The following is a 23,246-nucleotide window of genomic DNA, read 5'->3' on the forward strand; positions in this document are numbered from 1 at the left end:
CGGAAGTTCGGTCCACTCATGTACGGTTCGCGCTGTGATGTACCGAATTCGTGTCTGCATCGGTTCGCTGATCTCCCTGGTCTGCCTGGGGTTCGCGTTCTACGCGCTGTATCAGCTGATCCGTGGCGGTAGCTGCGCGTCGGGCGGCAACTACGTCTCCGCGCGCGAATGCCCGCCGGGCACGGAGAAGTGGGCCTGGATCCTCCCCGGCGCCATCATCGGCGGCCTGCTGAGCTTCTTCCTGGGCACCTTCAAGGGCTTCGGGCCCGCCCCGATCGACCGTATTAATGACGCGTTGGACCCGGCCACCCGCATGGGCGGCCGGGTCATCGTGACGAGGGGCCAGGTGTTCACCCGTGGCGAGACGCCCGATTCCTGGCAGATGTTCACCCCCGGGCAGGTTCCTCCCCCAGCAGGGGCAACCGGCGGGCCCACGGACGCCCAGGATCCGATCGTCCGGCTCCAGAAACTCCGCGAGCTGCTCGACGCGGGCACCCTGTCCCCCGCCGAGTTCGAGCAGGCGAAAGCGAAGATCCTCTCCGAAATGTGACCTCCACCGTCACGCCCCCTGATCCACGGCACGGCGATCCCGCCGCGAAGCCCCGGCCGAGCCGGGAACGCCTAGTACGCCGCCGGGTCCGACTCGCGGACGTCGCGGAGGTACGGCGGGGCGAGGGCCCGGGTCAGGTCCCTGTGCCGCAGGAAGTAGTCGTTCGCCGCGTCGACCAGCGGGCGTACCGGGCAGAGCACCGACCGCGCGTTCCCCACGGCCCCCGTACGGCCCGCGCCCCGCGAGCCGATGTACTCCCCGGCCCGGTCGAAGTCGCCCTCGTACATGACGAGCTGCCGCGTCTCACGCCAGGTGGTCAGGCCGTCCGCCCGGCCGGCGGGGACGGCCACCCGATGCGTCCTACGCCCCCTGAATGGCGTCAGATGCTCGCTGAGGTGCAGCATCGTGCACTTGTCCCAGCCGACCCCGAGGAGCAGCGCCTTGGCCCCGAGGTCGTACAGCCGCCCGAGGGGACCGGCGGCGCCCAGGCCGTACGACAGCGGGTGGCCGGCGACGACGCGTTCGGCGTGCGGGCCGTCGGCGACGAAGGAGTACAGCGGGTGCGACGACCTTCGCGCGCCCCCGGCCGTTCTGACGATCTCGGGGAACCGGCCGAGGCCCGGCTGGGCGGGGTGCAGGTGCGGGTCGAACGGCGGGAGCGTCGCGCGCACGGTCTCCCACCACCGCGGCGGGACGGGCCGGTTCACCCACGTGCCGGGGTCGCTCAGGTACGTGGTGAACGAGGGGACGACCAGCGTGCCCTCCTCCCCCACGGCGTCCCGCAGGGCCTGCTGGAGCCCGACGCCGCCGCCGACGACCCATCCGATCGCCCTGATGGAGGCGTGGACGACGACGACGTCACCGCGCGTGAGCCCGAGCGCGCCCAGGTCCCCGGCCAGGCCCTCCCGCGTGAACGGCCCGGGCACGCTCTCGTCGGCGGCGCTATGCAGCATCTCCGCCCACCCCGGCGAGCTCCCTGGGCGCGGGATCCAGGTGCGCCACCTTCCCCGCCACCCGCCGGTAGAGGGCCGCGGCGGCGAGCAGCGCCGCCGTGAAGACCAGCCACGCCGCCCCGTCCCCTCCGGCGAACACCGCGCCGATCACCAGCGGGCCGAGGACCCCTTCGATGATCTGCGTGAGGTGGAACGCCGAGGCGTACTCGCCCCGGCGGTCGTCGGGGCCGAGGTTCAGGCCCAGATAGAACGCCGCGCCGTTCTGCAGCAGCTCGGTGACGGTCAGCAGCCCGAAGCCCGCGACGAGGATGACGGCGGCCACAGCCGTGGAGCCCGGCCACAGCGACACCGCCATGACCGCGCAGCCGGCCGCGCCCACGACTCCCGCCACGCGCGACCCCCGCACCGCCGTGGGGAAGGACACCCCGGAACGCTCGGCGGCCGCGACCTGGAAGGCCACGACGAGCACGGTGTTCAGGCCGATCAGCACCGGGATGCTCCATGGCGGGACGACCCCGGTGACCGAGATCCACAGGGGGATCCCGACCGCGAGCAGCGAGGAGTGCAGGCCCAGCACGGACGTCGTGACGATCATCGACGGCATGCCGCGCTCGAAGGCGGCGTGCCAGCCGGAGGTCCTCGGCGCGGCGTCCGGCCGGCGCTTGACCGCTCCGCCGCGCAGGCGCGCCACCATCAGCCCGGCGAGCAGGAAGCTGCCCGCGTTGACGAACGGCGAGGCGGCCAGGAAGGAGCCGGGTGCGGCGGCGAGCAGGATCGCCGACGCCCCGGCGCCGAGGGCCATGCCGGCGTTGCCGAACGACCGGATCATGGCACGGCCCCGCGCGCGGTCCTGCGCCCCGAACGCGTCTCCGATCAGCGATATGAACGGGGCTCCGCACGAGAAGTGGAGCAGCGAGTAGACGGTGGCGAACAGGATGAACGCTCCCAGGCTCCGCACCAGCGGCAGCAGGCAGAAGACCGCGCCGAGGCCGATGAGCAGTCCGGCGAGCAGGCGCCGCCCTCCCCACCTGTCCGACAGCCGCCCGGCGACGAGGTTGGACACCAGGCCGAACGCGCCGCCGACGGCCAGCCCGAGCCCGATGTGCCAGACGCTCAGCCCCGACTGCCGGTTCAGGTAGAGGACCAGGGTGGAGAACTGCACGCCGTTGCCCACGCAGTCGACGACGTGCACGGCGACCAGCCTGCGCGCGTCGGTGTGTCCCCGCGTGGCCCGCCAGGCGCGGGCGAGGCTCAGTGTGGAATCAGCCATTGGGCCCGCCTTCTCGATCGGCCGGGGTGTCCGGCGCCGTCAGGTCGAACTCGTCTCGCAGGACGGAGAACAGAAGCTGGTCGTGCCAGCGCCCGCCGCGCCACTGCGCGCGGCGTACGGTGCCTTCGAGCCGGAACCCGACCTTCTCCAGGCACCTGACCTCGGCGCGGTTCTCCGGGTCGGTGGTGGCCTGCACGCGCTCGACCCGGGTGTGGGTGAACAGGTAGCGCACCAGCTCGCGCTGTGCCCGGGTGCCGATGCCCCGCCCGCGCCGGCCCGGCAGCAGGCCGATGGCGATCTCCCAGCACAGCGAGGTGTCCCTGCGCCCCCAGCGCCGCTCCAGCCACTCGACCCGGCCGGCCAGCTCGCCGTCCACGATGACGGAGAGCATGTTGTCCGGCCCCCCGAGCAGCCGCCGCGCGCGCAGCGCCTCGTACTGGCCGACGGTCGGGGTGAATCCGAACCACTGGTACGTGCTCGCGCCCTCCTCGCTCTGGAAGGCCGCGTCGAAGGCGTGGAGGTCGGCCTCCACGACGGGCCGAAGCTCCAGGGTTCCCGGCATATCAATCGCTCCCCATGTCGACGGAACTGAACCTGTCCTGGCCCGGAGTCGTCGCGGCGGCCTCCAGACACGCTCGCGCGGTCCAGCGGTACCAGTCGGCGACGACTCCGGGCTGCCGGAGAGCATGGCCCTCGTCGCGGAACAGCACAAGCTCGCTGTCGACGCCCTCGCGCACCAGGATCCGGTGGGCGCGCACCGACTCGGTGTACGGGACGAGGTGGTCGGCCATCCCGTGCGACAGCAGGACGCGCGTCCCCGGCCGCACCAGCCGGGGGCTGACCGACTCCTCGTCGTAGAGGCGGGCCTCGTCCAGGGGGTGGCCGTACTCGCGCACCCACGACCACAGGACCGCGGAGCCGTAGGCCACGGACGACAGGCCCGCCGGGCTCGCGTGCGCGACGGCGAGGCGGACGTCCAGCTCGCAGGCGGCGTGCAGGGCGAGGTAGCCGCCGAAGCTGCCTCCCATCGCGATGAGGGGGACGCCGTCGAGGCCGTGCCGCGTCCTGACCTCCTCGACCAGCGCGACCGCGCCGGCCCCGATGCCCGACCGCCAGGCGCGCCAGCCCGCGGCCATGTTGGCGGTGCCGTAGCCGCTGGACATGGGCGGCTCCAGCAGGGCCACCGCGAAGCCGAGCCGCGTGAAGGGCCAGGGGTTCCACCTCCACGACCAGTCGCACCAGCTCATGGTGGGGCCGCCGTGGAACATCGCGACCAGCCCCCGCACCGGTACGCCCGGCGGGGGAAGGCACAGCGCGTACCCCATGGGAACCTCGTCCAGCACGACCCGGTGCCGCTCCAGGGGGCCGGTCAGCCCGGTCACGGGCGCGGAGGACTCCACGCGCTCCTCGTACGGCCCGTCCAGGTCGCCGGCCGTGAGATACGGAGGGGTGTCGATCCCCGAGTGGATCGCGACGATGCGGTCCTCCCCGGCCGCCGACACCGAAAGCACGGAGGTCCCGGTGTCCCTCTCCGACCAGGTGCCGCCGGACAGGTCGCAGACCTGGAGCGTCCGCGCGCTGTCTCGCTCGGCGGTCGCCAGGAGCCTGCTCTCCGAGAGCCAGCACTGCGGGACCGCCCAGACCTCGCGGTCGGTGGGAACGGGCCGGAGGCTCAGGTTCGCGGCGTCGAGGACGTACGGGTGGTGCTCCAGGTGGTCGGGGCCGAAGCCGCCGCTGGAGGCGACCAGCGCCACCGAGCGCCCGCCGGGCGAGGTGAGCGGACCGGACAGGTCGCACCCTTCCAGCCACACCTCTTCGACCGGCCCCTCCCCCGGCCCCCAGACGGCGAGCCCGTATCTCTGGACGCCGCCGCGCTCCTCGCGGGCGATGCCCCCGGCCATCCGGCCGCCCTCGGCCCAGGTGATCTCGCCCGTGAGCGCCGGCGGGCACCGCTCCTCGCGCAGCGAGCCGTCGAGGGAGAGCGTGGCGACCCGCCACGGCTCCCCGGTGTCCGCGAGCGAGAAGTTGGCCTTCGTGGTGCGCAGCGCGCCGGGCATCTCGGTGGAAGTGCCGGCGGGCGGCTGGAAGGTCAGCAGCAGCGCCTCCTCGTCCGGCCGCCACAGCAGCGAGCCGACGCGGCCGGGCACGCGGCGGATCTCGGTCTCGGGCATGTCCGGCCGGGCCAGGTCCAGGTACGAGATGCTCTGAGCCCGGCCCGCCGCTCTGGCGAACACGATCTCGGACTTCCGGACGGGGACCACACGGCCGGCGCCCCGGATCACCCGCTGGGGAGCCCACCCGGTGAGCCCGCGTTCATAGACGATGGCGTTGGTGACGGCCCGGCGGCCCTCGGGCACCTCCACGATAAGGGCGAAATAGGCACCCCCTACCGCCACCACGCTCCTCATACGGGGCTCGCTGCCGAGATATTCGATCCAATTGGCGAGGTCGACCGGTTCCACCGCTTCTACATCCCTGTTTCCTAGCGCTGGTGCGCCTTTCTCATTTTGATTGTCGATTCCAGCGTTCTGATCGGGTCGGCGGTGGAGAGATGGGCCCCGAGCAGTTCACGGAGAAGGTCCACCTTCGCATTGGGGCTCAGCCGGTGGTGGTCGATCATCAAATTGTCGAACAGCGGCTCGCTCATGAACTGCGCGAGATACACGTCGGCCAGGTCACCGGTCGTCGGCTCCTCGATGGTGATAGCGATGTGAATCGAGTTGCCGACGCGGGCCGTGGCGTAGTGCGGGGCGCCGTGCGGCATGTAGAGAACGTCTCCCGGCGTGAGGGTGACGTCGATGCGCCTGTCCTTCGGGATATCGGGCTGGTGATACCGGTCCGATCCGCTGATCGAGGTCTCGTCGAGCAGCCCGACATGCCAGTCCTTGACACCGGCGACCTGAAGCACCAGCACGTGCGAGCCGTCCATGTGCGCCTGGATCGCGGTCTTGCCGGGAGGGCTCAGGAAGACGTACGCCTCCAGCTCGGCGCGGAACTCCGGCTCCAGGCTCTCTACCAGCGCGCGGATGCGGGGATGCCAGTGCTCCGGCTGGTTGAACTTGAACGTCCCCCCGGCCGCGAAGTCCTTCAGGATCTGTTCCTTGTTGATGTAACCGGGAACCTCGTGGCCGACGATGCTCCGCTTCTTCGTCATGTCCGTGAGCGCCGACCGCACCCCCTCGTTGAAGGCGGTGAAGTAGGGCCGGATCAGCAGTCCGCAGTCGACCTCGTCCCAGATCTCCTGCTCGGAGATGAGGCCCGACAGGTCCGCGGAGGCGCGGAAGACCGTGGGCTGGTTCCCCCAGTGATTTCCGAAGAAGTCGTCGACGTCGCCCACCAGGTGTTCCAGCCGGGTCGGCAGGACGGTCTCTTCGCGTTGTTCCACCGCCAGGTCGCTCATCCTGTCTTCCTCCTCATCGTCGAAAGCGCGAGCCGTGTCCAGGTCTCGGCGTCGAGCTCGTCCAGCCCTCGGACGAGCGCCGCCTGCACGTCGGAGGAGCGCTGCTCCAGGGTCCGCGCGTGGAACCGCCCGACCAGGTCGGGGTTGGCGTCCTCGATGTGCTGCCGGAGGGCCTCCAGCAGGTCCTCCGGGGTCGGCTCCGTGAGCGTGAACGTCAGGTGCATCGACGGCCCGCCGTGCGCCACGGCGTCGTGCGGCCAGCCGTGGGGCAGGTACAGGACGTCCCCCGGCTCCAGCACGAACCTGTGGCTCGGCTCGGCGTTGTCCACGTCGAGCCCCGCGTCCGACCTGACCTGGCCCCTCTGCGCGTAGAGGTGCCACTCCTTGCGGCCTTCGAGCTGGACCACCACCACGTGGGAGGCGTCACGGTGGGGAAGCATCCCCCGCTTCTCCTCCGGCGTCCAGAAGACGTAGGTGGACACGCTCACGGGGGCCGTTTCCTCGATCGCCCGGACGATCTCCCGTGTCGGCCGGTGCCAGTCCGAGAGCTGGTTGAGCTTCAGCGTCGCGCCGGCGTCCATGAGGCGGCGGATCTTCGCCAGGTCGGCGAACCCGTCGCGGGGGTGGCCGATGACGTTCCGCGTGCGCGTGAAGGTGCCGACCTGCGGCACCTGGCCGTCACGGAGCACCGAGAAGTACGGCCAGCGGAGAAGGCTCGCCTCCAGCTTCTCCGTGATGAGGCCCGTCGAAATGTAGTCGGCCGGGTTCGCCGCGCCGCGAACGACTCTGTGGTCCTTCGCCCACAGGTCGCCGAAGATTCCCTCGGCGCGAAGGAGCTCGACAAGTTTATGACCCAATTGAATCATTCCCTTTGAGAAAGGGGATCCGGGAGGCCGCGCCTCCCGGACCCCGAACCACCATGAGGCTTAGGCCTCGTGGATCTGGTTCATGATCATCATGGGGGCGTCGAAAGCGTCCTCAGCCTCACCGACATTACGCTCGGCGGCACCGTCCTCCTGGCCGGCGAGGGACTTCACGGTGTCACGAAGTGCCATAATGGTTCTCCTTCTCTAGGCCGACCTACTTTGTGTAGATCGCGTTACCAATTGAAGGTTACCCAGACCCCCTTAAAGGCTGTCAACCGCTATTTATTCGATATTGCGCTCATTATTTAAATCGTCTGCGGGGGTCGTCGCGGTGGTAGTCTTTCCGCTCCCGCGCCCACCGGACGGCATCTCGGTGAGGAGGACCCCTTTGCCTGACGGGCGGCACGTCAGCATGCTCGAAGGCGATTGGCGCAGCGCGATGCGATCGCGCGCGGACGCGGCACGGGGTTGTCAGAAGAGCCGAAAGTGCGCACGGGAGAAGGCGATTCGAGTAGGGGTGCGGCCGTTCAGAAGTGGTTCAGGACCGATTCAGCGCGCGGCCGTCAGGAACCTCAGGACCGATTCAGCGCACGCCCGTCAGGAGCCTCAGGACCGATTCAGCGCACGCCCGTCAGGAACGTCAGGATTTGGCGCGCGCCCGTCAGGAGCCGTAGAGGCGGGTGGCGTACTCCGGGCCGTAGTAGCGCTCGAGCTGCTCCAGGGTCTCCTCGGTCGGCTGGACGCTCTTGACTATGCGCGCGTGCGTCGGCAGCGCCTCGGGGTTCCACGTCTCGGGCTTCCACAGCGAGGACCGCAGGAACGACTTGCCGCAGTGGAAGAAGATCTGCTCGACCTCCACGACGAGGGCCAGCGAGGGCCGGTGCCCCTTGACGATCATCTGGTCGAAGAACGGCGCCTCGCGCACCAGCCGCGCCCTGCCGTTGACGCGCAGCGTCTCGGTGCGCCCGGGAACGACGTAGACCAGGCCGACGTGGGGGTTCTCCAGGACGTTGACGAAGCCGTCCACCCGGCGGTTGCCCGGGCGATCGGGGATCGCGATCGTGACGTCGTCGATGACGTGGGTGAATCCGGGCGGATCGCCCTTGGGCGAGACGTCGCAGGTGCCGTCCGCGCCGGCCGTCGCGATCAGGCAGAACGGGGAGGCCGCGAGCCACTCCCTGTCGCGCTCGTGCAGCGCCACGCGCTCCTTGGCGACGGCCCTCGGCATCGGCTCGCCGAGCAGCTCACGCAGCTCGGTCTTGGAGGTGATCTCCACGAAGTCGGCGTTCCCCGTCACCGCGTCTCCTCACGCCGTCAAAGATCATGACCACCGCCAGCATACTTGACGCGTTCTTGACCGCGGGCGACGCCCCACCGGCCTACTTCCAGCGGAAGTACACGAACAGGCGGCCGTGGTTCTTGGCGTCCTTGTCGATGCGGTGGTAGAGGGCCTTGATTTCCTTCTGGTCGAGGAAGCGCAGCACCTTCTTCTTGAGCTGGCCAGAGCCCTTGCCAGGGATGATCTCGACCTCGGTGGCCTTCTTCTGCACCGCCTCCTGGATGATCCCGCGCAGCGCCCGGTCGATCTCGCCGCCCCTGTTGTAGATGTCGTGGAGATCCAGTTTCAGCTTCACGCCGATGATTGTACGTCCCTGTGCTTTGGAACGTTCTGCTAACTGCGTCTATCACACCAATTAACCGGATCGTGTCCATATTTGGTCAGATATTGCTGCACATCTGTAGCTGGCGTGATCTAGGCGTGAATGTAGTCCGCATCTAGACTCCGTCTGTGTTTGGTCACCCGGAGACGGGCGGCCGACCACTTGTCGCCCAACGGGGAGGGTGGGGTCCTTCCCGTGCTCTCTCACGGGCGACGCGGCTCCTCCATGCCCGCTGGGCGGCGGTCCCAGTGGTTCTCCAGGAGGTGTCGTGCTCAGCAAGCCCCTGCCCACCCTCTTATCCCGTGCGCGCCGCATCGCGGCCGTCGGCGCGAGTCTCGCGATCGTCGGCGTGATGTGCCCGGCCGGCCCGGCGTCAGCGGAACCGACCCCCTCTCCCGCGACAGGTTCGACCAGCAAGTGGAAGGCGACCCCGCTCACCGCGGCCGACCGCGTCCAGGGGGCGAAGTCTCCGAGCGGCAAGCTGGCGAAGAGTGACACGTCCCTGTTCAAGGCGACGACGAGCAATCCGGTCAGCGTGGTCGTCAAGCTCGACTACGACTCGCTGGCGGCGTACAAGGGCGGCCTGAAGGGGCTCCCGGGCACCAGCCCGCAGGTCACCGGCAAGAGCCTCGACATCAAGAGCGCACCCGCCAAGCAGTACGAGCAGCACATCGAGGGCATCGAGGCCAGCTTCCTCGGCGAGCTGAGCAAGCGGATCCCCGGCGCCAAGCCCGGGCAGAGGCTCCGCACGGTCTACGGAGGCATCGCGCTGACCGTGCCCGCCAACAAGGCGGCCGAGCTGCTGAAGCTGCCCGGCGTGGCGGCCGTGCAGGAGGACAAGCTCCAGCAGCCCCTCACGGATTCCAGCTCCGACTTCATCGGCGCGCCCACGATCTACAACAAGCTGGGCGGCAGCTCCTCCTCCGGCAAGGGCGTCGTCTACGGCAGCCTCGACTCCGGCGTCTGGCCCGAGCACCCGTCCTTCGCGGACCCGGGCAACCTGCCCCCCGCCCCGCCGACCAAGGACGGCACGCCCCGGGTCTGCAACTTCGGGGACAACCCGCTGACCCCCGCGAACGACCCGTTCGTCTGCAACCACAAGCTGATCGGCGGCCAGCCGTTCCTGGCCACCTACAACGCCGTCTTCGGCGGCGAGGTGTACCCGAACAGCGCCCGCGACTCCAACGGGCACGGCACCCACACCGCCACCACCTCGGCCGGCGGTCCCGTGGCGGACGCCAACCCGCTCGGCATCAGCCGCGGCCCCATCCACGGCATCGCCCCGGCCGCGGCCGTGTCGGTCTACAAGGTCTGCGGCGCCGAGGGCTGTTTCCCCTCCGACTCCGCCGCCGCCGTCGGCCGCGCGATCCTCGACGGCGTCCGCGCCATCAACTTCTCGATCTCGGGCGGCAGCGACCCGTACAGCGACCCGGTCGAGCTTGCGTTCCTGGACGCGTACGCGGCGGGCGTCTTCGTGTCCGCCTCTGCGGGTAACTCCGGCCCCGGCGCGAACACCACCGACCACCGCAGCCCGTGGGTGACGACCGTCGCCGCGTCCACGCAGACCCGTACCTTCCGGTCGACCGTGACGCTCACCGGGACGGGCGGGGCCACGGCCACCGTGTCCGGCGCCTCGATCACGGCGGGGGTCTCCTCGCCGCTCCCGATCGTCTCGGCCGCCGCTCCGCCGTACTCCAACGCGCTGTGCGAGAACACGCCCCCGCCGGGCCTGTTCGCCGGCAAGATCGTCGCCTGCCAGCGTGGCCCCAACCGCGTGCTCAAGGGCTTCAACGTCAAGCAGGGCGGCGCGGCGGGCATGATCCTGTACAACGCCACCCCGCTCGACGTGATGACCGACAACCACTGGCTGCCGACCGTCCACATCGACCAGCCGGACAGCACGACGCTGCTGAACTTCCTCACCGCCAACCCAGGCGCGAAGGCGCAGTTCACCCAGGGCACCAAGACGACCTGGCAGGGCGACGCCATGACCACGTTCTCCTCGCGGGGACCGGGCGGCGACTTCCTCAAGCCGGACGTCACCGCGCCCGGCCTGCACATCCTCGCCGGGCAGACCCCGACGCCCGAGTCGCCCCTTGAGGGCCCCCCGGGCAACCTCTACCAGGTGATCGCCGGTACGTCGATGTCCTCCCCGCACGTGGCCGGGGCCGGCGCCCTGCTGTTCGCGCTGCACCCGGACTGGACGCCCGGCCAGGTCAAGTCCGCCCTTGAGACCACGGCCAAGACCGCGGTCACCAAGCAGGACCGGGTCACCCCCGCCGACCCGTTCGACTACGGCGGCGGCCGCATCGACCTCACCAAGGCCGGCGACCCGGGCCTGACGCTCGACGAGACCGCGGCGAACTACGCGGCCTCGGCGGCCGACCCGCTCAACCGGATCGACCTGAACGTGCCGTCGGTGAACGCGCCGGTCATGCCGGGCATCATCACCGCCAAGCGCAAGGTCACCAACGTCACCGACAAGACGCTCGTCTACACCGCCTCGGGCACCGCTCCGAGCGGAGCGAGCGTGACGGTGCTGCCGCCGCTGTTCACCGTCAAGCCGGGCAAGAGCGTCAACCTCACCATCATCATCACCGCTCCGGACCTGCCCGACGGCCAGTACTTCGGCCAGGTCAACCTGAAGCAGACCGGCGGCACCCGTAACCTGCACCTGCCGGTGGCGTTCTACCGCCAGGAGGGCGCCGTACCGATCGACCAGACCTGCGCGCCGAGCACCATCGCCAAGAACACCGGCGAGTCCACCTGCACGGTCACGGTCGAGAACACCACCATGAAGGACGCCGAGGTCACCGCGCTCAGCACGCTGGACGCCAAGCTGCGGCTCAACAGCGTGACCGGGGCCACCAAGGTGGGCACCCAGATCGCGACGACCAAGACCACGCTGGCCGCGCGCCAGCCGGACAAGCCGTCCATCGCCCCGGGCACCGGCCCCGCGGGCTACCTCCCGCTGGACGCGTTCGGCATCGCGCCGACCCCGATCGGCGACGAGGAGTCCGTCAACTTCAACGTCCCCGCCTTCACCTACGCGGGCAAGAGCTACACCCGCATCGGGATCGTCTCCGACGGCTACAGCGTCGTGGGCGGTACGTCCGGGACGGCGGACGTCTCGTTCCTGCCGCAGAACCTGCCCAACCCGACACCGCCCAACAACGTGCTCGCCAGCTACTGGACCGACCTGGACGGCACGGGCGCGCCCGGCATCTACGCGGGCACGCTCACCGACGGCGTCTCCACCTGGCTCGTCCTCGAGTGGCGCGTCCACCTGTGGGGCGAGACCGGGCTGAAGGTGTTCCAGCAGTGGATCGGCCTCAACGGCACCGAGGACATCACCTACGCCTACGACCCGTCCAACCTGCCCGGTGACCCCGGAGCCTCGTTCGGGCTGACCGTGGGAGCGGAGAACTCCGAAGGCACGGCCGGCGGCCAGATCTCCGGGCCTCCGACCGAGGACTACCGCATCAGCAGCACGCCCGGCGCGCCCGGCGGCAAGCTGACCTACACCATGAAGGTGAAGGGCGTCAGCTCCGGAGTCGGCTCGATCACCACGGCCACCTCGACCCCTGAGGTGAAGGGCATCACCATCGAAGTAGACAAGATCACCGTCCAGTAACCCAACAGGCGGGGCCGGCAACCACCGGCCCCGCCCACCTCTTCCTTTGCCTTGCCGCGCACGTCAAGGCACTACTACGCCCCTGACAGCGGCCAGGGGCCGCTCCAGGCAGCCTGGGCCGGGGCACGCGGACCTCCAACAGGGGTGCGGATCAGGGCGACAGCGTCGGGACGGTGCGTCCGTGCCGGATGAGGGGAAGACCCCCACGCAGACGCGCGCGCAGCGGTCCGGAGCGAATGCCGATCTCGGTGAAATCGTCCGGCTGGGGATCGTCGCCCACGAGGACCTCCGGGACCATGAGGTCGGCGAGCGGGGTGTCGGGGGCAGGGTCCTCCAACCGGCCGATGTCCAGGTCGGCGAAGTCCAGGTAGCGGGGGGCGAGTGCCCTGCCGCGGAGGCCGCCGGCGATCAGATCGGGGCAAAACCCGTTCCAGAAGATCGTCACCGCCGCGCGCAGATCACCATGGATCATCACGAGTTTGTCGGTCCAGTTGCCCATGAAGGCCTCGACCTCGACGTCGCCTTGCACTAGGAGCTTGGCGTCCCCCTCCAAGCTGATGTTGGCGGCGCGCAGATTCCCCAGGACGACCAGCGCGGCGGCTCCGTCGTCGTCATTGACGATGTTGCCGTCGACGGTCAGGTCACCGTCCACGATGTAGCCCGTCGCCATCTCCGGTGTGCCGTCGCGCCACGGAGAGCGCGGGTCGCCGTTGAGGGAGAGCTCCCCAGTGATCGAGGCGCTACCGGGGTACAGGATGTACTCCTCTTCGTACAGGTTCCTGTAGGTCTCTCTGGGAAGGCCGCGCCGCTCGAACAGCTCCACTGCAGCGGCCCAGGATAGATAGCTGCTTCGCATGGTGGGGACCCTAGTGACCTCCACCGACAGACCACAAAGCACACTGTTCGCCTGCCCGCCCGGCTGCTCCGCCTGCTGTCATTGCCGCAGAACCGGCGCGCGTCCATCACAGCCCGCTACCAGGACAGGAAGTTCGTGAACATCGCCCCGTCCTTCCGCCGTGCTCCGCGGCCACGGAACGTGAAACCGAGGAAATCGAAAGCGGTGTGGTCGTACGAGCCACGCCGCTTTAGGAAACATGACCGGTCTTGCGGGGTGGGCCGCTCTGTTACGGCGGACAGGTTGAGTGTGGTGCGACGGACCAGGGGGTGTCGTCGGGGGCAACGCCGACTCCGGAACAACCACGAGACCGCTTCGCTGAACCATCACAGGAAGAACGCCAGAGCCCGCTCGGCCACAACCGGGCCTGATTTCCGTTCCGATGGGCTCAAATGGTTGAGGCCGTCCATGGTTTCGAGTGTGGCGTGGGGAAGGGTGTCGCGGTGCACGGCGAACCCCTCCTGGTGCTCGCGCGACGAGCGGCCGCCCACCAGGAGCAGCACCGGGGCGGTGACGTCCGCGAACTCGGGGAGCCTGCCCTGTTGGGCTGCGAGCTGCTCGTGCTCGGCCAGACAGGCCCCCAGAAGGGGCCGCATTCGCTGCCAGGTCGGCCCGCGGAATCCCACACGAAACGCCATGCGCAGATACCAGTGCGGCAGTTTGGTCATGAAGGCCGGCGCACCGCCCGAACCCTTGACGAAGTGGATGAACGCGTCATAGTGGTCGCCTGCGGCCAGCCGCTCCCGGAACGGGGCCATCCAGCCGGTGGGCACAGGGGCATAGGGCAGTCCGGGCTCAAAGACCGCGATGCGATCGAACAGGTGGAACGAGCGTGCGGTCTCAAGGATGACGAGCCCGCCGTAGCTGTGTCCGAACGCCAGCCGCGCCCCGGTCTCCGCCTGGACGGCGTGGAGGTCTTCCACTTCCTTCTGCAGCGAGTACTGGGTTCCCTGAGGGCCGCTGGCGCCGCGTCCTCGCCGGTCGACGATGTGCACCGTGAAGGAGCGGGCCAGCGTGGAGGCCAGCGGCAGGTAGTCCTCCGAGGTTTTCAGCGTGCCGCCGAGCACGATGAGACCCGGTCCGGCGCCCATCGTCTGATAGCTGATCGCCGTACCGTCGGCCGAGAAGACGGTGTGCTGGCGTAACGGCGGGGTCTGGATGTTCCGGCTCACTTGGCCGCCTCCTGCTCCAGTCGCTCGAACGTTGCCAGCAGCCGCGCGGTGTGCTGGGCGTACTCGGTGTACGGCACGCCGCTGTGTGCGACGAGTGCGGCCAGCCGTCCTTCGAGCCCCTGCTGGATCGAGGCCACCAGCTGCTTTCCCTCATTGGTGAGGCTCAGTCGCCGGCGGTTCCCCCCGGCCGGGTCGGGCTGGACGTCGAGAAGCCCGTCGGCGGCGAGGACGGCGGTCATGCGGCTTACCGACGGCTCGGTCACACCGAGGTATTCGGCAAGGGTCCGCTGTGTCGAGGCCCCCAGCTCTCCCACCAGAGTCAGCGCCACGAAACGGCTGTAGGAGACGTTGTGCTCCGCCCGCAGGATCCGGTCGGCCGCCCGGTCCAGCCGGGCGGTAAGCACGTGCAGGTTGAGACTTAGATTGCGTTCCATGGCAGTAAATTAACATGCTAACTTAGCCACTGCAAGTTACCCCTTGGCCGGTTCACCCTCGGGTGATGACCGTGGATCTGCAAGCTGCCGCGACCGACCCGTGCTGAACGCACCGTGCCGCAGCACCGCCATCCGGCCTGAACCGCCGACAGTGTCATAGCGCTCGGACACAGGGGTTGGTGACTACCTCCACAACACCGTTGATGTCCCACCTTGGGCGGCAGCCTCGCTCACACTCGCGCCGGCGAGGACCGCCAGGACCGCCCGATAAAGCTGCTCGATAACAGACAAATCGACCAGGGCCAATCCCGGCCTCCCGACGCGCGCCACCCGCAGACGACGCACGAAAGATCGGCCGACACCGGCACCGGTCAAAATGTCCTGGGACTGATGTGTCAAGCATGTCCTGGACAGGACAACGCACGCGGAGGCTACGCCGTTACCTGGAACCACACGGTCCGGCCCAGATCACCGTCGTGATGTGATCCCCATGCGGTCGCGATCGCGTTGACCATCCACAGGCCGCGCCCGCCGTCGCTGTCCGTCTCAGCCGCTCGCGCGACCGGGGCGCTCGTGGCCGAACCGGCGTCGGTCACCTCAACATGGACCACCTGCGAGACCAGGGCCACCCGCACCGTCACCCGCCCGTCCGCCGTCCACCCGGACGCCGAGTGGGCCACCGCGTTGGTGACCACCTCGCTCAGCAGGAGCAGGACGTCGTCCAGCGCCGGAGTGGCGATCCGCAGGCCCAGCAGCCCTCGCACCCAGGCCCGCGCCGCCGGTACGGACGCCTCTTCCCCGGGGAAGTCTCCGCGCCACCCACGCGCCGGCACCTCGCCTCCGTGCTGGACGACCTGCTCGTCCGACCTCATGCGATCACCCCCCACCCGGCCTCCGAGTGAAGACCGCCGGAGCGCCGGAGACCACCCTTTCGATCACGCATCACTTGTCCTGCCCCTGGTTTATGGACGATGAAACGCTTTCTCTTCTCGTCCTGCCGGAGAAAGAAGGCGTGTGCTTAGATTGCCTTCGTGACCGATGAATACATGGCCAGATCGGCACCCCAGAAGATGACCGGTAATGACAGGCGCTGGTTTATCGATACCTGGGTTCTGGTATTGCTACCCAAGCCGAAAGGTCCGTTTTTCTCTATTTCGGGAGGAACGCCATGAGCGTCGAACCCTTCCCCGGCCAGGGATCACCCCGTCTGCGCTTCGGCGCCGAGATGCGCCGCCTGCGCGAAGCCGCGCAACTGTCACAGGCCGCCGTGGCCTCCCGCCTCGGATGCACCCAGACCCAGGTCAGCCGCCTGGAAGCCGCCACCCGGACACCGTCGAAATCCGACGCCGAAAAGCTCGACCGGCTCTTCGACTCTGAGGGCGGCGCTCACTTCGCGGCGTTGCGCCAGCGCATCATCGCGAGCGCGGGCGGACCGATCTGGTTCAGAGGCTGGGCCGAGGAGATCGAACCCAACGCCCTCGTCCTCCGCTCCTGGGACCCCCTTCTGATCCCCGGCCTCCTCCAGACCGAGTCATACGCTCGGCACATATTCATCCAGGAGCCTCAGATCACCCCAGAGGAGATACAGGAGCGGACCGAGGCCCGCATGCTTCGCCGGGGAGTTCTCGACAGAGAAGACCCTCCATTGGTCCTGGTGCTCATCGACGCAGGGGTGCTCCGCCGCCGAGTCGGCGGACCGGAGGTGATGCGAGAGCAGCTCGACTACCTGCTTGAGGCGGCCCAGCGACCAACCGTCTCCCTGCAACTCGTCGATCCCGAATGTCTCCCAGGCATGGCGGGGCCTTTCATGATCGCCGAGCTTCCGAACGGCCAGCCGGACACTATCCACGCCGATTCGCCAGTGCAGGGTCAGATCACGACTAACCACGAATTCGTGGTAGCCATCCGAAAACGATATGAAGCCATACGACTGTGGGCTTATCCTGAGCGTGTATCGCTCAAAATGATCGAGGAAGTGAAACAGGAATGGACCTGAGCACTGCCGTATGGCGGAAGTCATCGCGCTCTTCAGGGAACGGCGGTCAGTGCGTCGAGGTTGCCGTCAACCTGCCCGGCGTGGTCGCGGTCCGCGACAGCAAGCACCCCGACGGCCCCAAGCTGCTCCTCACCCCCACCGAGTGGAACTCCTTCATCGGCGGCCTCAAGGGTGGCGACCTTGGCCATCTGGCGTGATTGCCGGACATCGCGATCGCCCGTCTACTGCGGGAGGGCCTGTCGATCCGGTCGTTCGCGGTTGAGATGGGCCGCATCCCGTCCACGATCAGCCGGGAGGTCAGACGCAACGCTTATCCCGTCTCGGGCGACTACCGCGAGTGACCGTCGCGGAGCCAGTGGACGTAGTCGGCGACACCGCGGTCGAGGTCGAATTGGGGGGCGAAGCCGGTGTCGGCGCGCAGCCGGCTGATGTCGAGGTGCGCGTCCCCGGCCGGGGTGTGCGGGGAGCTACCTTCGACGAGGTCGGGCGTGGTACCTGGGACGGCGCGGATGAGGGCATCGGCCACTTCGCGGTTGGTCGTGGTACGTCCGCTACCCACGTTGTACGTCTGGTGGTTGAGCCTGCCCGCGGTCTGCAGGAGTGCGATCGCCCTGCCGCAGTCGCGGGCGTAGCACATGTCGATCGCGTCGTCGGCGTACAACGGCCTCGCCGGAGCCTCGGCCCCGGCGTCACGGCGCGCGACCGCGGCGTGGACGAGTTGGGGAGCTCCGAAGAACGGCGAGGACGCCCTCCCCAACGGGCCCCAGATCGCCCCGATCCGGACACTGACGATGTCGAGGCCGGTGCCTGCGGCGACGGCGCTGGCGATGATCTCGGCGCTCTTCTTATACGCGGGGATTGCGTGAAAACTGGGGATGGGCAGCGCGGTGTCCTCGCGATAGGTGCCGGTTATGACGCCGGCGTACACGCCGATGGTGCTGGCCTGCACAACGCGGGAGACGCCCCAGGCCTGCGCGGCATGCAACATGGTGAACAGTGCCTGCGTGTTGGTGCGCAGCTCGTTCAGCGGCGCTCCGCCCATGCTCGCCGAGGCCAAGTGCACGATGCCGGTGATCTGGTGGCGCCTGCCGACGTCGAGGACGCTGTCGAGGTCGGTGCAGTCCATCCGCTCGATGACGGCACGGTCGCCGGAGTCCGCCAGGACGCCGGGCGGCGCCTCCACTCGGCGTCCGGCGATCACGCACCGCTCGCCGAGGTCCAGCAAGGCTCGGGTCGCGTGCGCACCGATGAAGCCGAGTCCACCTGTCACAAGGATCATTTCGGTACTCCCATGGTCGGATCCGTGACGCGCGGCGACCGCGCCGAGGCGTCCGGAGAATTTCACTAGCAAGCTAATGAAACGGTAGCGAAGACGATCGTTAGCATGCAATCGATTTGTAGACTGGGCCGGTGACGGAACTGCTAAGGCTGATCACCCGCGCGCAGAAGATGCTCAGGGCCGCCGCCGACGAGGCAATGAGCCGACACGGTGTGCGCATCGGGCAGAACCTTGTGCTCGAGGTCCTGTGGAAGACCGACGGCCTGACGCCGGGGGAGCTCTCCGCGCACCTGGGCTACACCACGCCGACCGTCGTCAACACCGCGAGCCGGATGGAATCAGCCGGCCTGCTGGTACGGCGCCGCGACCCCGCCGACGGGCGTCTTGTCCGCCTGTACCTCACCGCCAAGGGCCGGGCGGCGCAAGAGCCGATTCAGGAGGCCAGACGGCGCATCGCCGAGCACGCCACCGCGACGCTCACCGAGCCCGAGCGGCGCCACCTGCACAGTGCCCTGGAAAAGATCCTCGAGCAGATGGACGGCGGCCCGGGCATGTTCGGCTCCGGCGATGTCCACGGCGCCCTCGGCGACACCTCCGATGGGACGACCGCGGCGGGTCAACCGCTGGGGCCGGACGCCGCCGACTCCCCTCCCCCGTGACCGCCGGCTGATCAGGCCCTTGCTGTGCCGTGGAGGGCCTATCCCGGCGTACCCGCTGGCGGGTGTATCGCTCGTGCGTTCACCTTATTTCGGGAGGAACGCCATGAGCGTCGAACCCTTCCCCGGCCAGGGGAGGCCACGGCGGCCTGAGACAGTTGCGCGGCCAGGTGTGCGCCGATTCCGGACAGGTCACGGATGGCGTCGAACTCGGCTAGCGCGGGGAGCTCGCCGCGATCCATGCGGGCGTGGGCCCTGCTCAGGCGATGGCGCGTCGTGGTGGAGATGCGGCGGTCGAGGCTGTCCAGGGCCGCCGGAGACGCCGCCGTGGCCCGAACCCTCATCGCCGCGGCGATGGACATCTTCGCCCGCCATGAGGCCCGCGAATACATGGAACTCGGCCCCCAAACGAGTGTGCTCACGCCCGCCCAAATTACCCCCCGCGTAGGTGGGCGGCGCCAGGTTTTGCTGTAGGTGCTGTCCAAGTACCTGGCGATCGAATCACCAGCGCCGCGGAACGTGAGCCAGAGCTTTGACTCTGACCCACGTTCCGTAATCCGGAAGGACTTACTCGTCTAACTGGCGGTCACACCGAGGGACAGCATTTCGTTGTCATGCCATCCGGTACCGCCGGCGTAGTCATAAGCCCACTGGCGCAGCACGTTGTCCGTGCCGTAACCGTAGATTTGCAGGTTGCCTTGGGGAGAGTTGGTGACAGCGACATCCCCGGCGATGCTGCCGCCCTTGTCCACGTTCTTTGTCCAACCCGAGCCCCATGCGAAGCTCCAGTAGCGTAGATGACCGTCGACGCCCCGAACCACCACCTTGATGGTGCTGTCCTCGCTCGTGGTGGCGGCCGGGTTTCCGGAAATGGAACCGCCCAGGTTCTCGTTGGTTACTGGCCATGCGTTATCCAACATAGCGAAGTGGCGCAGCGTCCCGTCGGTTCCGCGAGCGAGGACCTGCATCGCCCGGTCACGCGAGATGGTGAGGGCGACATCCCCGATCAGGCCGCTACTGTTCGGCACCACTGCGTTTTGGTCGGTCCAGCCACTACCAGGCTTGTTGGACCATAGGCGCAGTTGTCCGTCCGAACCCACCGCCAGGATGCGCAGCGTGTTCGTACCATCGGTGATCGCGGCAGGCGACCCGACGATGCTTCCGCCTAGGTCCTCATAGCTCCATGCGCCTGCGATGGTCCAGGACCAATGCAGCAGGTGGCCGTTGGCGCCGAGGGCAAAGATCTGAAGACTGTTGTTCGAGCCGTAGTAGGTCGCTGCGGGATCTCCGACGATGGAGCCGCCACCGAGGTTGCTGTTCTGGACTGGCCAGGAGCCGTTAGCGCCACCCTTGGCCCACTGGCGCAGTGATCCGTCCATGCTGCGAGCGAGGACCTGCAGGTCGCCGTTGGGCGATACAGCTGTCGCCGGATTACCTGTAATCGAGCCACCCAGGTATTGCGTCGTGCTCTCGGCACCGAACTTCCACTGCCATAGGTTCAAGGAGTGATTGCCATCCGAACCGCGGGCGAACACCTCCAGGGTGCCGTCGGCATTGAAGGCCGTAGCCCAGGCGCCCTCGTCTTCGGTTATTCCCTTGTAGCGGATCGCCTGGTACGTGGCCATTTCAGTGCCGCTGTTGTACCCGAGATCCCCGTAGTTATTATCGGCGTATGGGTTCTGCACTGTCTGGCCATTGGTGTTGAACGAGTAGACGTAGGCTCCTTGATTGTGGTCCGCGGTGTTCTTCCACCTAGCGAACAGCTCCATATGCCCGGTCTTCACGACTGCGTCGCCGGGTCGGAGCTCGTCTCGCGAGATCTCGTACACGGGAGCTATTAGATCTCGGAACTGGTCCGTCGAATAGCTCCTGTTCAAGCCCCACACCATGGAGACCAGGCCGGAGCAGTCAGTACGGTAGTTGCCGCCGCTATTGCTGGCTTCGGGTACCCGGCACGACTGGCTGTAAGTCCACCCTGCCCTGACCCATTCCTGTGCGCGAGCGAGCGCCCGGCCCCGAGACATCTTCTCGTCTGGACCGTTGCTGCTCTCGCTGGAGCTGCCCAGGCATGTCGCCGCCGCCTGGGCCGGCGCACGTACGGTGAAGATCGCGATGGTAGTGATGCCCATGGCCAGCAGGGCCGCGGCAACGGTCGCGGACAGAGCCCGCCCAAAGAACGACGCCACTGTGGCTGAGATAGGTTTAGCCAGTTCTGTCAGCAGCGGGTTGTCCCGCATCGGGTCTAGCGACACGTGGGACCCTGCCGGGCTTCAGTCGCACTTCGCATATGCCGGGGATCTTTGTTGCATCCGTTCAAGATAACTACAGCTTTCGGTGAGTAGGTGATCGTCTCGTGTGTGGAGTTGCTTGAGCCCGTCCGCCCGGATAGACGGGTTGGACGCTCTCGTGTCGCAGTGGGGTCCTGTCGAAGAAACGAAGGTGGGGTGCCAGGGACTCGAACCCCGAACCTACGGATTAAACGCGCCATCTGGGACAGCGCAGCCGCGTGGCGGCGTCGAGCACGTGTGGCGGCCGGGCCCCGGCTTAGGCGCCCCACGTCGGCACTCTGTACCAAGTGCCTCCGGACAGAATTTCGTATCCTGATTTACCATAGCGAGGGTCTTCAGGGACACACCAGGCGGTACTCGTGGCCCCTGTCGAAGAAATCGAAGAGCCCTGCGAATAATAGGTCCCGAATGGAAATCCGTCGCAATGAACGTATGCGCGAATGGTGGACCGGCAACCGTTTTCGACCAGCTTGACTTTCACTCCCAGCTGCATTCCCCCGATGCTGCCCTGGCTGACACCGGTTGTGGAGGTATTAAAAGTACACCCTCCGGGATCGAGCAGTGCCGACGCAGGGACCGCTTGGGCATTGGCGGGGATTTGAACTGCAAGTAGGGCGCCCGCCGCAATGGGAACCGTTGCGATTGTTTGCGCGAACCTGCGCAGCCTGGAACTCACTTATCCTCCTTGTGTTTTTGTTTCACTGAGCTCATTCCAACCTGATGTCGCAGGTCACAGGCTCGTTGCGGATCGCTGGTCTTGATTCTGAAATAGAGAAGCCCCTGGTAGAAGGGTTGTCGACCAAGATCAACCTGTAACCAGAGGCTTCAAGTTGCTGTTCTATCGTGCTGCGCTGCCGTTGTCACACCGGACCCTGACTTACCTGACCGGCATGATCCGCCGCCACCGAGCTGCGATCGGGTCGACCTGGCGCCGACTCAACCCCGGCCGGCAAGCCATGCTGGTACTGGTCTACCTGCGCAAAGGCGAGACATTCGCCGAGGTCGCCGCCGGATTCGGAGTCGGGGCAGCCACCGCCTGGCGCTATGTCCACGAGGCCGTGGCCCTGCTCGCCGAGCGTTCGCCCACCTTGGACCAGGCACTCCGTACGGCCAAGCGCGCCGGATACGCCTTCGTCGTGCTGGACGGCACGCTCATCCCGATCGACCGCGTTGCCGCCGACCGCCCGTACTACTCCGGCAAACACAAGAAACACGGCATGAACATCCAGGTCATCGCCGCTCCGGACGGCACGCCGCTGTGGACATCGGGATCACTGCCGGGCTCGGTGCACGATCTGACGGCGGCGCGGATCTGGGGCATCATCCGGCGTCTGCGGGCAGCCGGTCTGATCACCCTCGCTGACAAGGGCTACGTCGGTGCAGGTCAGCCGGTACTGGTGCCCTACAAGGGAAGAAACAAGCCAGCCTCACAGAAGGCAGCAAACTCTTCCCACGCCAAGCTCCGCGGCCCCGGCGAGCGCGCCAACGCCGTGTTGAAGACCTGGCGCATCCTGCGGAAACTACGCTGCTGCCCACTTCGCGCAGGTCAACTCGTCAAAGCCATCTTCGTCCTTCAGACCCGCGAAGCAGGGTGAAATACGTTCACTGTCGAGACGCGCAGAGAAGTTGCTTCAAATTCCCGGCACATGCTGCTGAACGAAGGCACCTACCTGTGCAGCGAGCCCACGATGTACCGGATACTGGTGCGCCACGGGGTCAGCGGTGCTCAAGAGATGCGGCCGTTCACTCATGGTGGCCGACGTTGTCGTCAGACGGCGGACGCGCAGCCCATCACCCTTGTGTAGGTGTTTCCAGTGGAGCGCAGGGGCTGGACGGCGGTCATGGCTGTTCCTTTCTGGTGTGACGCCAGATGCGTCGCTGCTGTCGGTCCGCCGGTTTCGCCCGGTCTCGCTGACGCGTCGAACGAGGAGGTCCGGAATCGACGCCGCCGCGCCATCACGCCCCTGAACTGCGAATTAATGGCCCCCGGACGCATTCCCCTGTCACATTGCATTCCCTGTCGCATCTGGCCGCCGGCCTGCTCTCGGACGGTTCCATCGCTTGGACACGCTCGATCACCCCTGGCGTGCTACAACGTCCGGCACCTGGCGACGATGATCGGCGTCCCCCTATGGATTGATGGAGGGGGTGCACCGACTCCTCACCAGGTGGCGCCGGAGCGGCACCGTCAG

General features: G+C 67.8%; 22 protein-coding genes and 1 pseudogene. 8 read left to right on the forward strand and 15 right to left on the reverse strand.

The genetic code is table 11. The annotated features are described in order from the left end of the window. Nucleotides 1-37: 37 nt before the first annotated feature. Nucleotides 38-550: an SHOCT domain-containing protein gene (locus OG589_RS20745; protein WP_405151431.1), complete on the forward strand. Its 513-nt coding sequence runs from the start codon at nucleotides 38-40 to the stop codon at nucleotides 548-550. Between the two features lie 71 nt (nucleotides 551-621). Here the strand turns inward: OG589_RS20745 and OG589_RS20750 are convergent, their stop codons facing one another. From OG589_RS20750 to OG589_RS20790, 9 genes are all read right to left on the reverse strand, one after another. Beyond that, a complete protein-coding gene (locus OG589_RS20750; RefSeq protein WP_405151432.1) occupies nucleotides 622-1,503 on the reverse strand; it encodes an aminoglycoside N(3)-acetyltransferase in 882 nt (293 codons plus the stop codon). Then, a complete protein-coding gene (locus tag OG589_RS20755) occupies nucleotides 1,493-2,773 on the reverse strand; it encodes an MFS transporter (protein WP_405151434.1) in 1,281 nt (426 codons plus the stop codon). The genes OG589_RS20750 and OG589_RS20755 overlap by 11 nt, the downstream gene beginning before the upstream one ends. Beyond that, nucleotides 2,766-3,335, reverse strand: a complete 570-nt coding sequence (locus tag OG589_RS20760) for a GNAT family N-acetyltransferase (RefSeq protein WP_405151436.1) — start codon at nucleotides 3,333-3,335, stop codon at nucleotides 2,766-2,768. The genes OG589_RS20755 and OG589_RS20760 overlap by 8 nt, the downstream gene beginning before the upstream one ends. Before the next feature lies 1 nt (nucleotide 3,336). Then, a complete protein-coding gene (locus OG589_RS20765) occupies nucleotides 3,337-5,169 on the reverse strand; it encodes an alpha/beta hydrolase family protein (protein ID WP_405151438.1) in 1,833 nt (610 codons plus the stop codon). Between the two features lie 86 nt (nucleotides 5,170-5,255). Further along, entirely contained in the window at nucleotides 5,256-6,173 is a 918-nt protein-coding gene (locus OG589_RS20770; RefSeq protein ID WP_405151439.1) for a JmjC domain-containing protein, read from the reverse strand. Continuing rightward, on the reverse strand, nucleotides 6,170-7,030 hold the full coding sequence (locus tag OG589_RS20775) for a JmjC domain-containing protein (RefSeq protein WP_405151441.1): 861 nt from the start codon (nucleotides 7,028-7,030) through the stop codon (nucleotides 6,170-6,172). Before OG589_RS20775 ends, OG589_RS20770 begins: the two co-directional genes overlap by 4 nt. A gap of 69 nt (nucleotides 7,031-7,099) precedes the next feature. Further along, complete coding sequence (locus OG589_RS20780; protein WP_392836383.1) at nucleotides 7,100-7,228, reverse strand: hypothetical protein; 129 nt, start codon at nucleotides 7,226-7,228, stop codon at nucleotides 7,100-7,102. A 472-nt stretch (nucleotides 7,229-7,700) separates the two neighbouring features. Continuing rightward, nucleotides 7,701-8,336 (reverse strand): pyridoxamine 5'-phosphate oxidase family protein, encoded by a 636-nt coding sequence (locus OG589_RS20785; RefSeq protein WP_405151443.1) that lies wholly within the window; start codon nucleotides 8,334-8,336, stop codon nucleotides 7,701-7,703. A gap of 82 nt (nucleotides 8,337-8,418) precedes the next feature. Further along, on the reverse strand, nucleotides 8,419-8,673 hold the full coding sequence (locus OG589_RS20790; protein ID WP_248964602.1) for a Smr/MutS family protein: 255 nt from the start codon (nucleotides 8,671-8,673) through the stop codon (nucleotides 8,419-8,421). Between the two features lie 295 nt (nucleotides 8,674-8,968). On the opposite strand from OG589_RS20790, the gene OG589_RS20795 reads away from it, so the two are divergent. Next, nucleotides 8,969-12,334 carry a S8 family serine peptidase gene (locus OG589_RS20795; protein ID WP_405151445.1) on the forward strand — a complete coding sequence of 1,122 codons (3,366 nt, stop codon included), beginning with the start codon at nucleotides 8,969-8,971 and terminating at the stop codon, nucleotides 12,332-12,334. A 151-nt stretch (nucleotides 12,335-12,485) separates the two neighbouring features. Here OG589_RS20795 and OG589_RS20800 read toward each other — a convergent pair whose 3' ends face one another. The 4 genes from OG589_RS20800 to OG589_RS20815 form a co-directional block, all read right to left on the reverse strand. After that, the gene (locus OG589_RS20800; protein WP_405151446.1) at nucleotides 12,486-13,190 is read right to left on the reverse strand and encodes a hypothetical protein; all 705 of its coding nucleotides are present in this window, start codon (nucleotides 13,188-13,190) and stop codon (nucleotides 12,486-12,488) included. A gap of 365 nt (nucleotides 13,191-13,555) precedes the next feature. Beyond that, a complete protein-coding gene (locus OG589_RS20805) occupies nucleotides 13,556-14,401 on the reverse strand; it encodes an alpha/beta fold hydrolase (RefSeq protein WP_405151448.1) in 846 nt (281 codons plus the stop codon). Then, nucleotides 14,398-14,835: a MarR family winged helix-turn-helix transcriptional regulator gene (locus OG589_RS20810; protein ID WP_405151450.1), complete on the reverse strand. Its 438-nt coding sequence runs from the start codon at nucleotides 14,833-14,835 to the stop codon at nucleotides 14,398-14,400. The genes OG589_RS20805 and OG589_RS20810 overlap by 4 nt, the downstream gene beginning before the upstream one ends. 431 nt (nucleotides 14,836-15,266) lie before the next feature. Next, entirely contained in the window at nucleotides 15,267-15,707 is a 441-nt protein-coding gene (locus OG589_RS20815) for an ATP-binding protein (RefSeq protein ID WP_405151451.1), read from the reverse strand. 159 nt (nucleotides 15,708-15,866) lie between these two features. Between OG589_RS20815 and OG589_RS20820 the strand changes: the two genes are divergently transcribed. From OG589_RS20820 to OG589_RS20835, 4 genes and pseudogenes are all read left to right on the forward strand, one after another. Next, nucleotides 15,867-16,007, forward strand: coding sequence for a hypothetical protein (locus tag OG589_RS20820; protein WP_405151453.1), 141 nt, complete (start codon nucleotides 15,867-15,869; stop codon nucleotides 16,005-16,007). Continuing rightward, nucleotides 16,004-16,831, forward strand: a complete 828-nt coding sequence (locus tag OG589_RS20825; protein ID WP_405151455.1) for a Scr1 family TA system antitoxin-like transcriptional regulator — start codon at nucleotides 16,004-16,006, stop codon at nucleotides 16,829-16,831. Before OG589_RS20820 ends, OG589_RS20825 begins: the two co-directional genes overlap by 4 nt. Further along, complete coding sequence (locus tag OG589_RS20830; protein WP_405151456.1) at nucleotides 16,822-17,028, forward strand: DUF397 domain-containing protein; 207 nt, start codon at nucleotides 16,822-16,824, stop codon at nucleotides 17,026-17,028. Before OG589_RS20825 ends, OG589_RS20830 begins: the two co-directional genes overlap by 10 nt. Beyond that, nucleotides 17,029-17,136: pseudogene (locus OG589_RS20835) on the forward strand (helix-turn-helix domain-containing protein); the annotation flags it as partial. Between the two features lie 23 nt (nucleotides 17,137-17,159). Here OG589_RS20835 and OG589_RS20840 read toward each other — a convergent pair. Further along, nucleotides 17,160-18,110, reverse strand: a complete 951-nt coding sequence (locus OG589_RS20840) for an NAD-dependent epimerase/dehydratase family protein (RefSeq protein ID WP_405151458.1) — start codon at nucleotides 18,108-18,110, stop codon at nucleotides 17,160-17,162. A 131-nt stretch (nucleotides 18,111-18,241) separates the two neighbouring features. On the opposite strand from OG589_RS20840, the gene OG589_RS20845 reads away from it, so the two are divergent. Next, nucleotides 18,242-18,769, forward strand: a complete 528-nt coding sequence (locus OG589_RS20845) for a MarR family winged helix-turn-helix transcriptional regulator (protein WP_405151460.1) — start codon at nucleotides 18,242-18,244, stop codon at nucleotides 18,767-18,769. A gap of 572 nt (nucleotides 18,770-19,341) precedes the next feature. On the opposite strand, the gene OG589_RS20850 is transcribed toward OG589_RS20845, so the two are convergent. Next, nucleotides 19,342-21,003: a hypothetical protein gene (locus tag OG589_RS20850; protein WP_405151462.1), complete on the reverse strand. Its 1,662-nt coding sequence runs from the start codon at nucleotides 21,001-21,003 to the stop codon at nucleotides 19,342-19,344. Nucleotides 21,004-21,884: 881 nt separating this feature from the next. On the opposite strand from OG589_RS20850, the gene OG589_RS20855 reads away from it, so the two are divergent. Then, nucleotides 21,885-22,649 (forward strand): transposase family protein, encoded by a 765-nt coding sequence (locus OG589_RS20855; RefSeq protein ID WP_405151464.1) that lies wholly within the window; start codon nucleotides 21,885-21,887, stop codon nucleotides 22,647-22,649. Nucleotides 22,650-23,246 lie beyond the last annotated feature (597 nt).

Source organism: Sphaerisporangium sp. NBC_01403 (assembly GCF_045040145.1).
Classification (GTDB): Bacteria; Actinomycetota; Actinomycetes; order Streptosporangiales; family Streptosporangiaceae; genus Sphaerisporangium; species Sphaerisporangium viridialbum.

Excerpts from the sequence above, each read along its gene's own strand:
- OG589_RS20745 (WP_405151431.1), top strand. The coding sequence starts at position 38 with ATGTACCGAATTCGTGTCTGCATCGGTTCGCTGATCTCCCTGGTCTGC.
- OG589_RS20850 (WP_405151462.1), bottom strand. The coding sequence starts at position 21,003 with ATGCGGGACAACCCGCTGCTGACAGAACTGGCTAAACCTATCTCAGCC.
- OG589_RS20755 (WP_405151434.1), bottom strand. The coding sequence starts at position 2,773 with ATGGCTGATTCCACACTGAGCCTCGCCCGCGCCTGGCGGGCCACGCGG.
- OG589_RS20760 (WP_405151436.1), bottom strand. The coding sequence starts at position 3,335 with ATGCCGGGAACCCTGGAGCTTCGGCCCGTCGTGGAGGCCGACCTCCAC.
- OG589_RS20780 (WP_392836383.1), bottom strand. The coding sequence starts at position 7,228 with ATGGCACTTCGTGACACCGTGAAGTCCCTCGCCGGCCAGGAGGACGGT.
- OG589_RS20810 (WP_405151450.1), bottom strand. The coding sequence starts at position 14,835 with ATGGAACGCAATCTAAGTCTCAACCTGCACGTGCTTACCGCCCGGCTG.
- OG589_RS20840 (WP_405151458.1), bottom strand. The coding sequence starts at position 18,110 with ATGATCCTTGTGACAGGTGGACTCGGCTTCATCGGTGCGCACGCGACC.
- OG589_RS20770 (WP_405151439.1), bottom strand. The coding sequence starts at position 6,173 with ATGAGCGACCTGGCGGTGGAACAACGCGAAGAGACCGTCCTGCCGACC.
- OG589_RS20815 (WP_405151451.1), bottom strand. The coding sequence starts at position 15,707 with ATGAGGTCGGACGAGCAGGTCGTCCAGCACGGAGGCGAGGTGCCGGCG.
- OG589_RS20800 (WP_405151446.1), bottom strand. The coding sequence starts at position 13,190 with ATGCGAAGCAGCTATCTATCCTGGGCCGCTGCAGTGGAGCTGTTCGAG.
- OG589_RS20825 (WP_405151455.1), top strand. The coding sequence starts at position 16,004 with ATGAGCGTCGAACCCTTCCCCGGCCAGGGATCACCCCGTCTGCGCTTC.
- OG589_RS20750 (WP_405151432.1), bottom strand. The coding sequence starts at position 1,503 with ATGCTGCATAGCGCCGCCGACGAGAGCGTGCCCGGGCCGTTCACGCGG.
- OG589_RS20830 (WP_405151456.1), top strand. The coding sequence starts at position 16,822 with ATGGACCTGAGCACTGCCGTATGGCGGAAGTCATCGCGCTCTTCAGGG.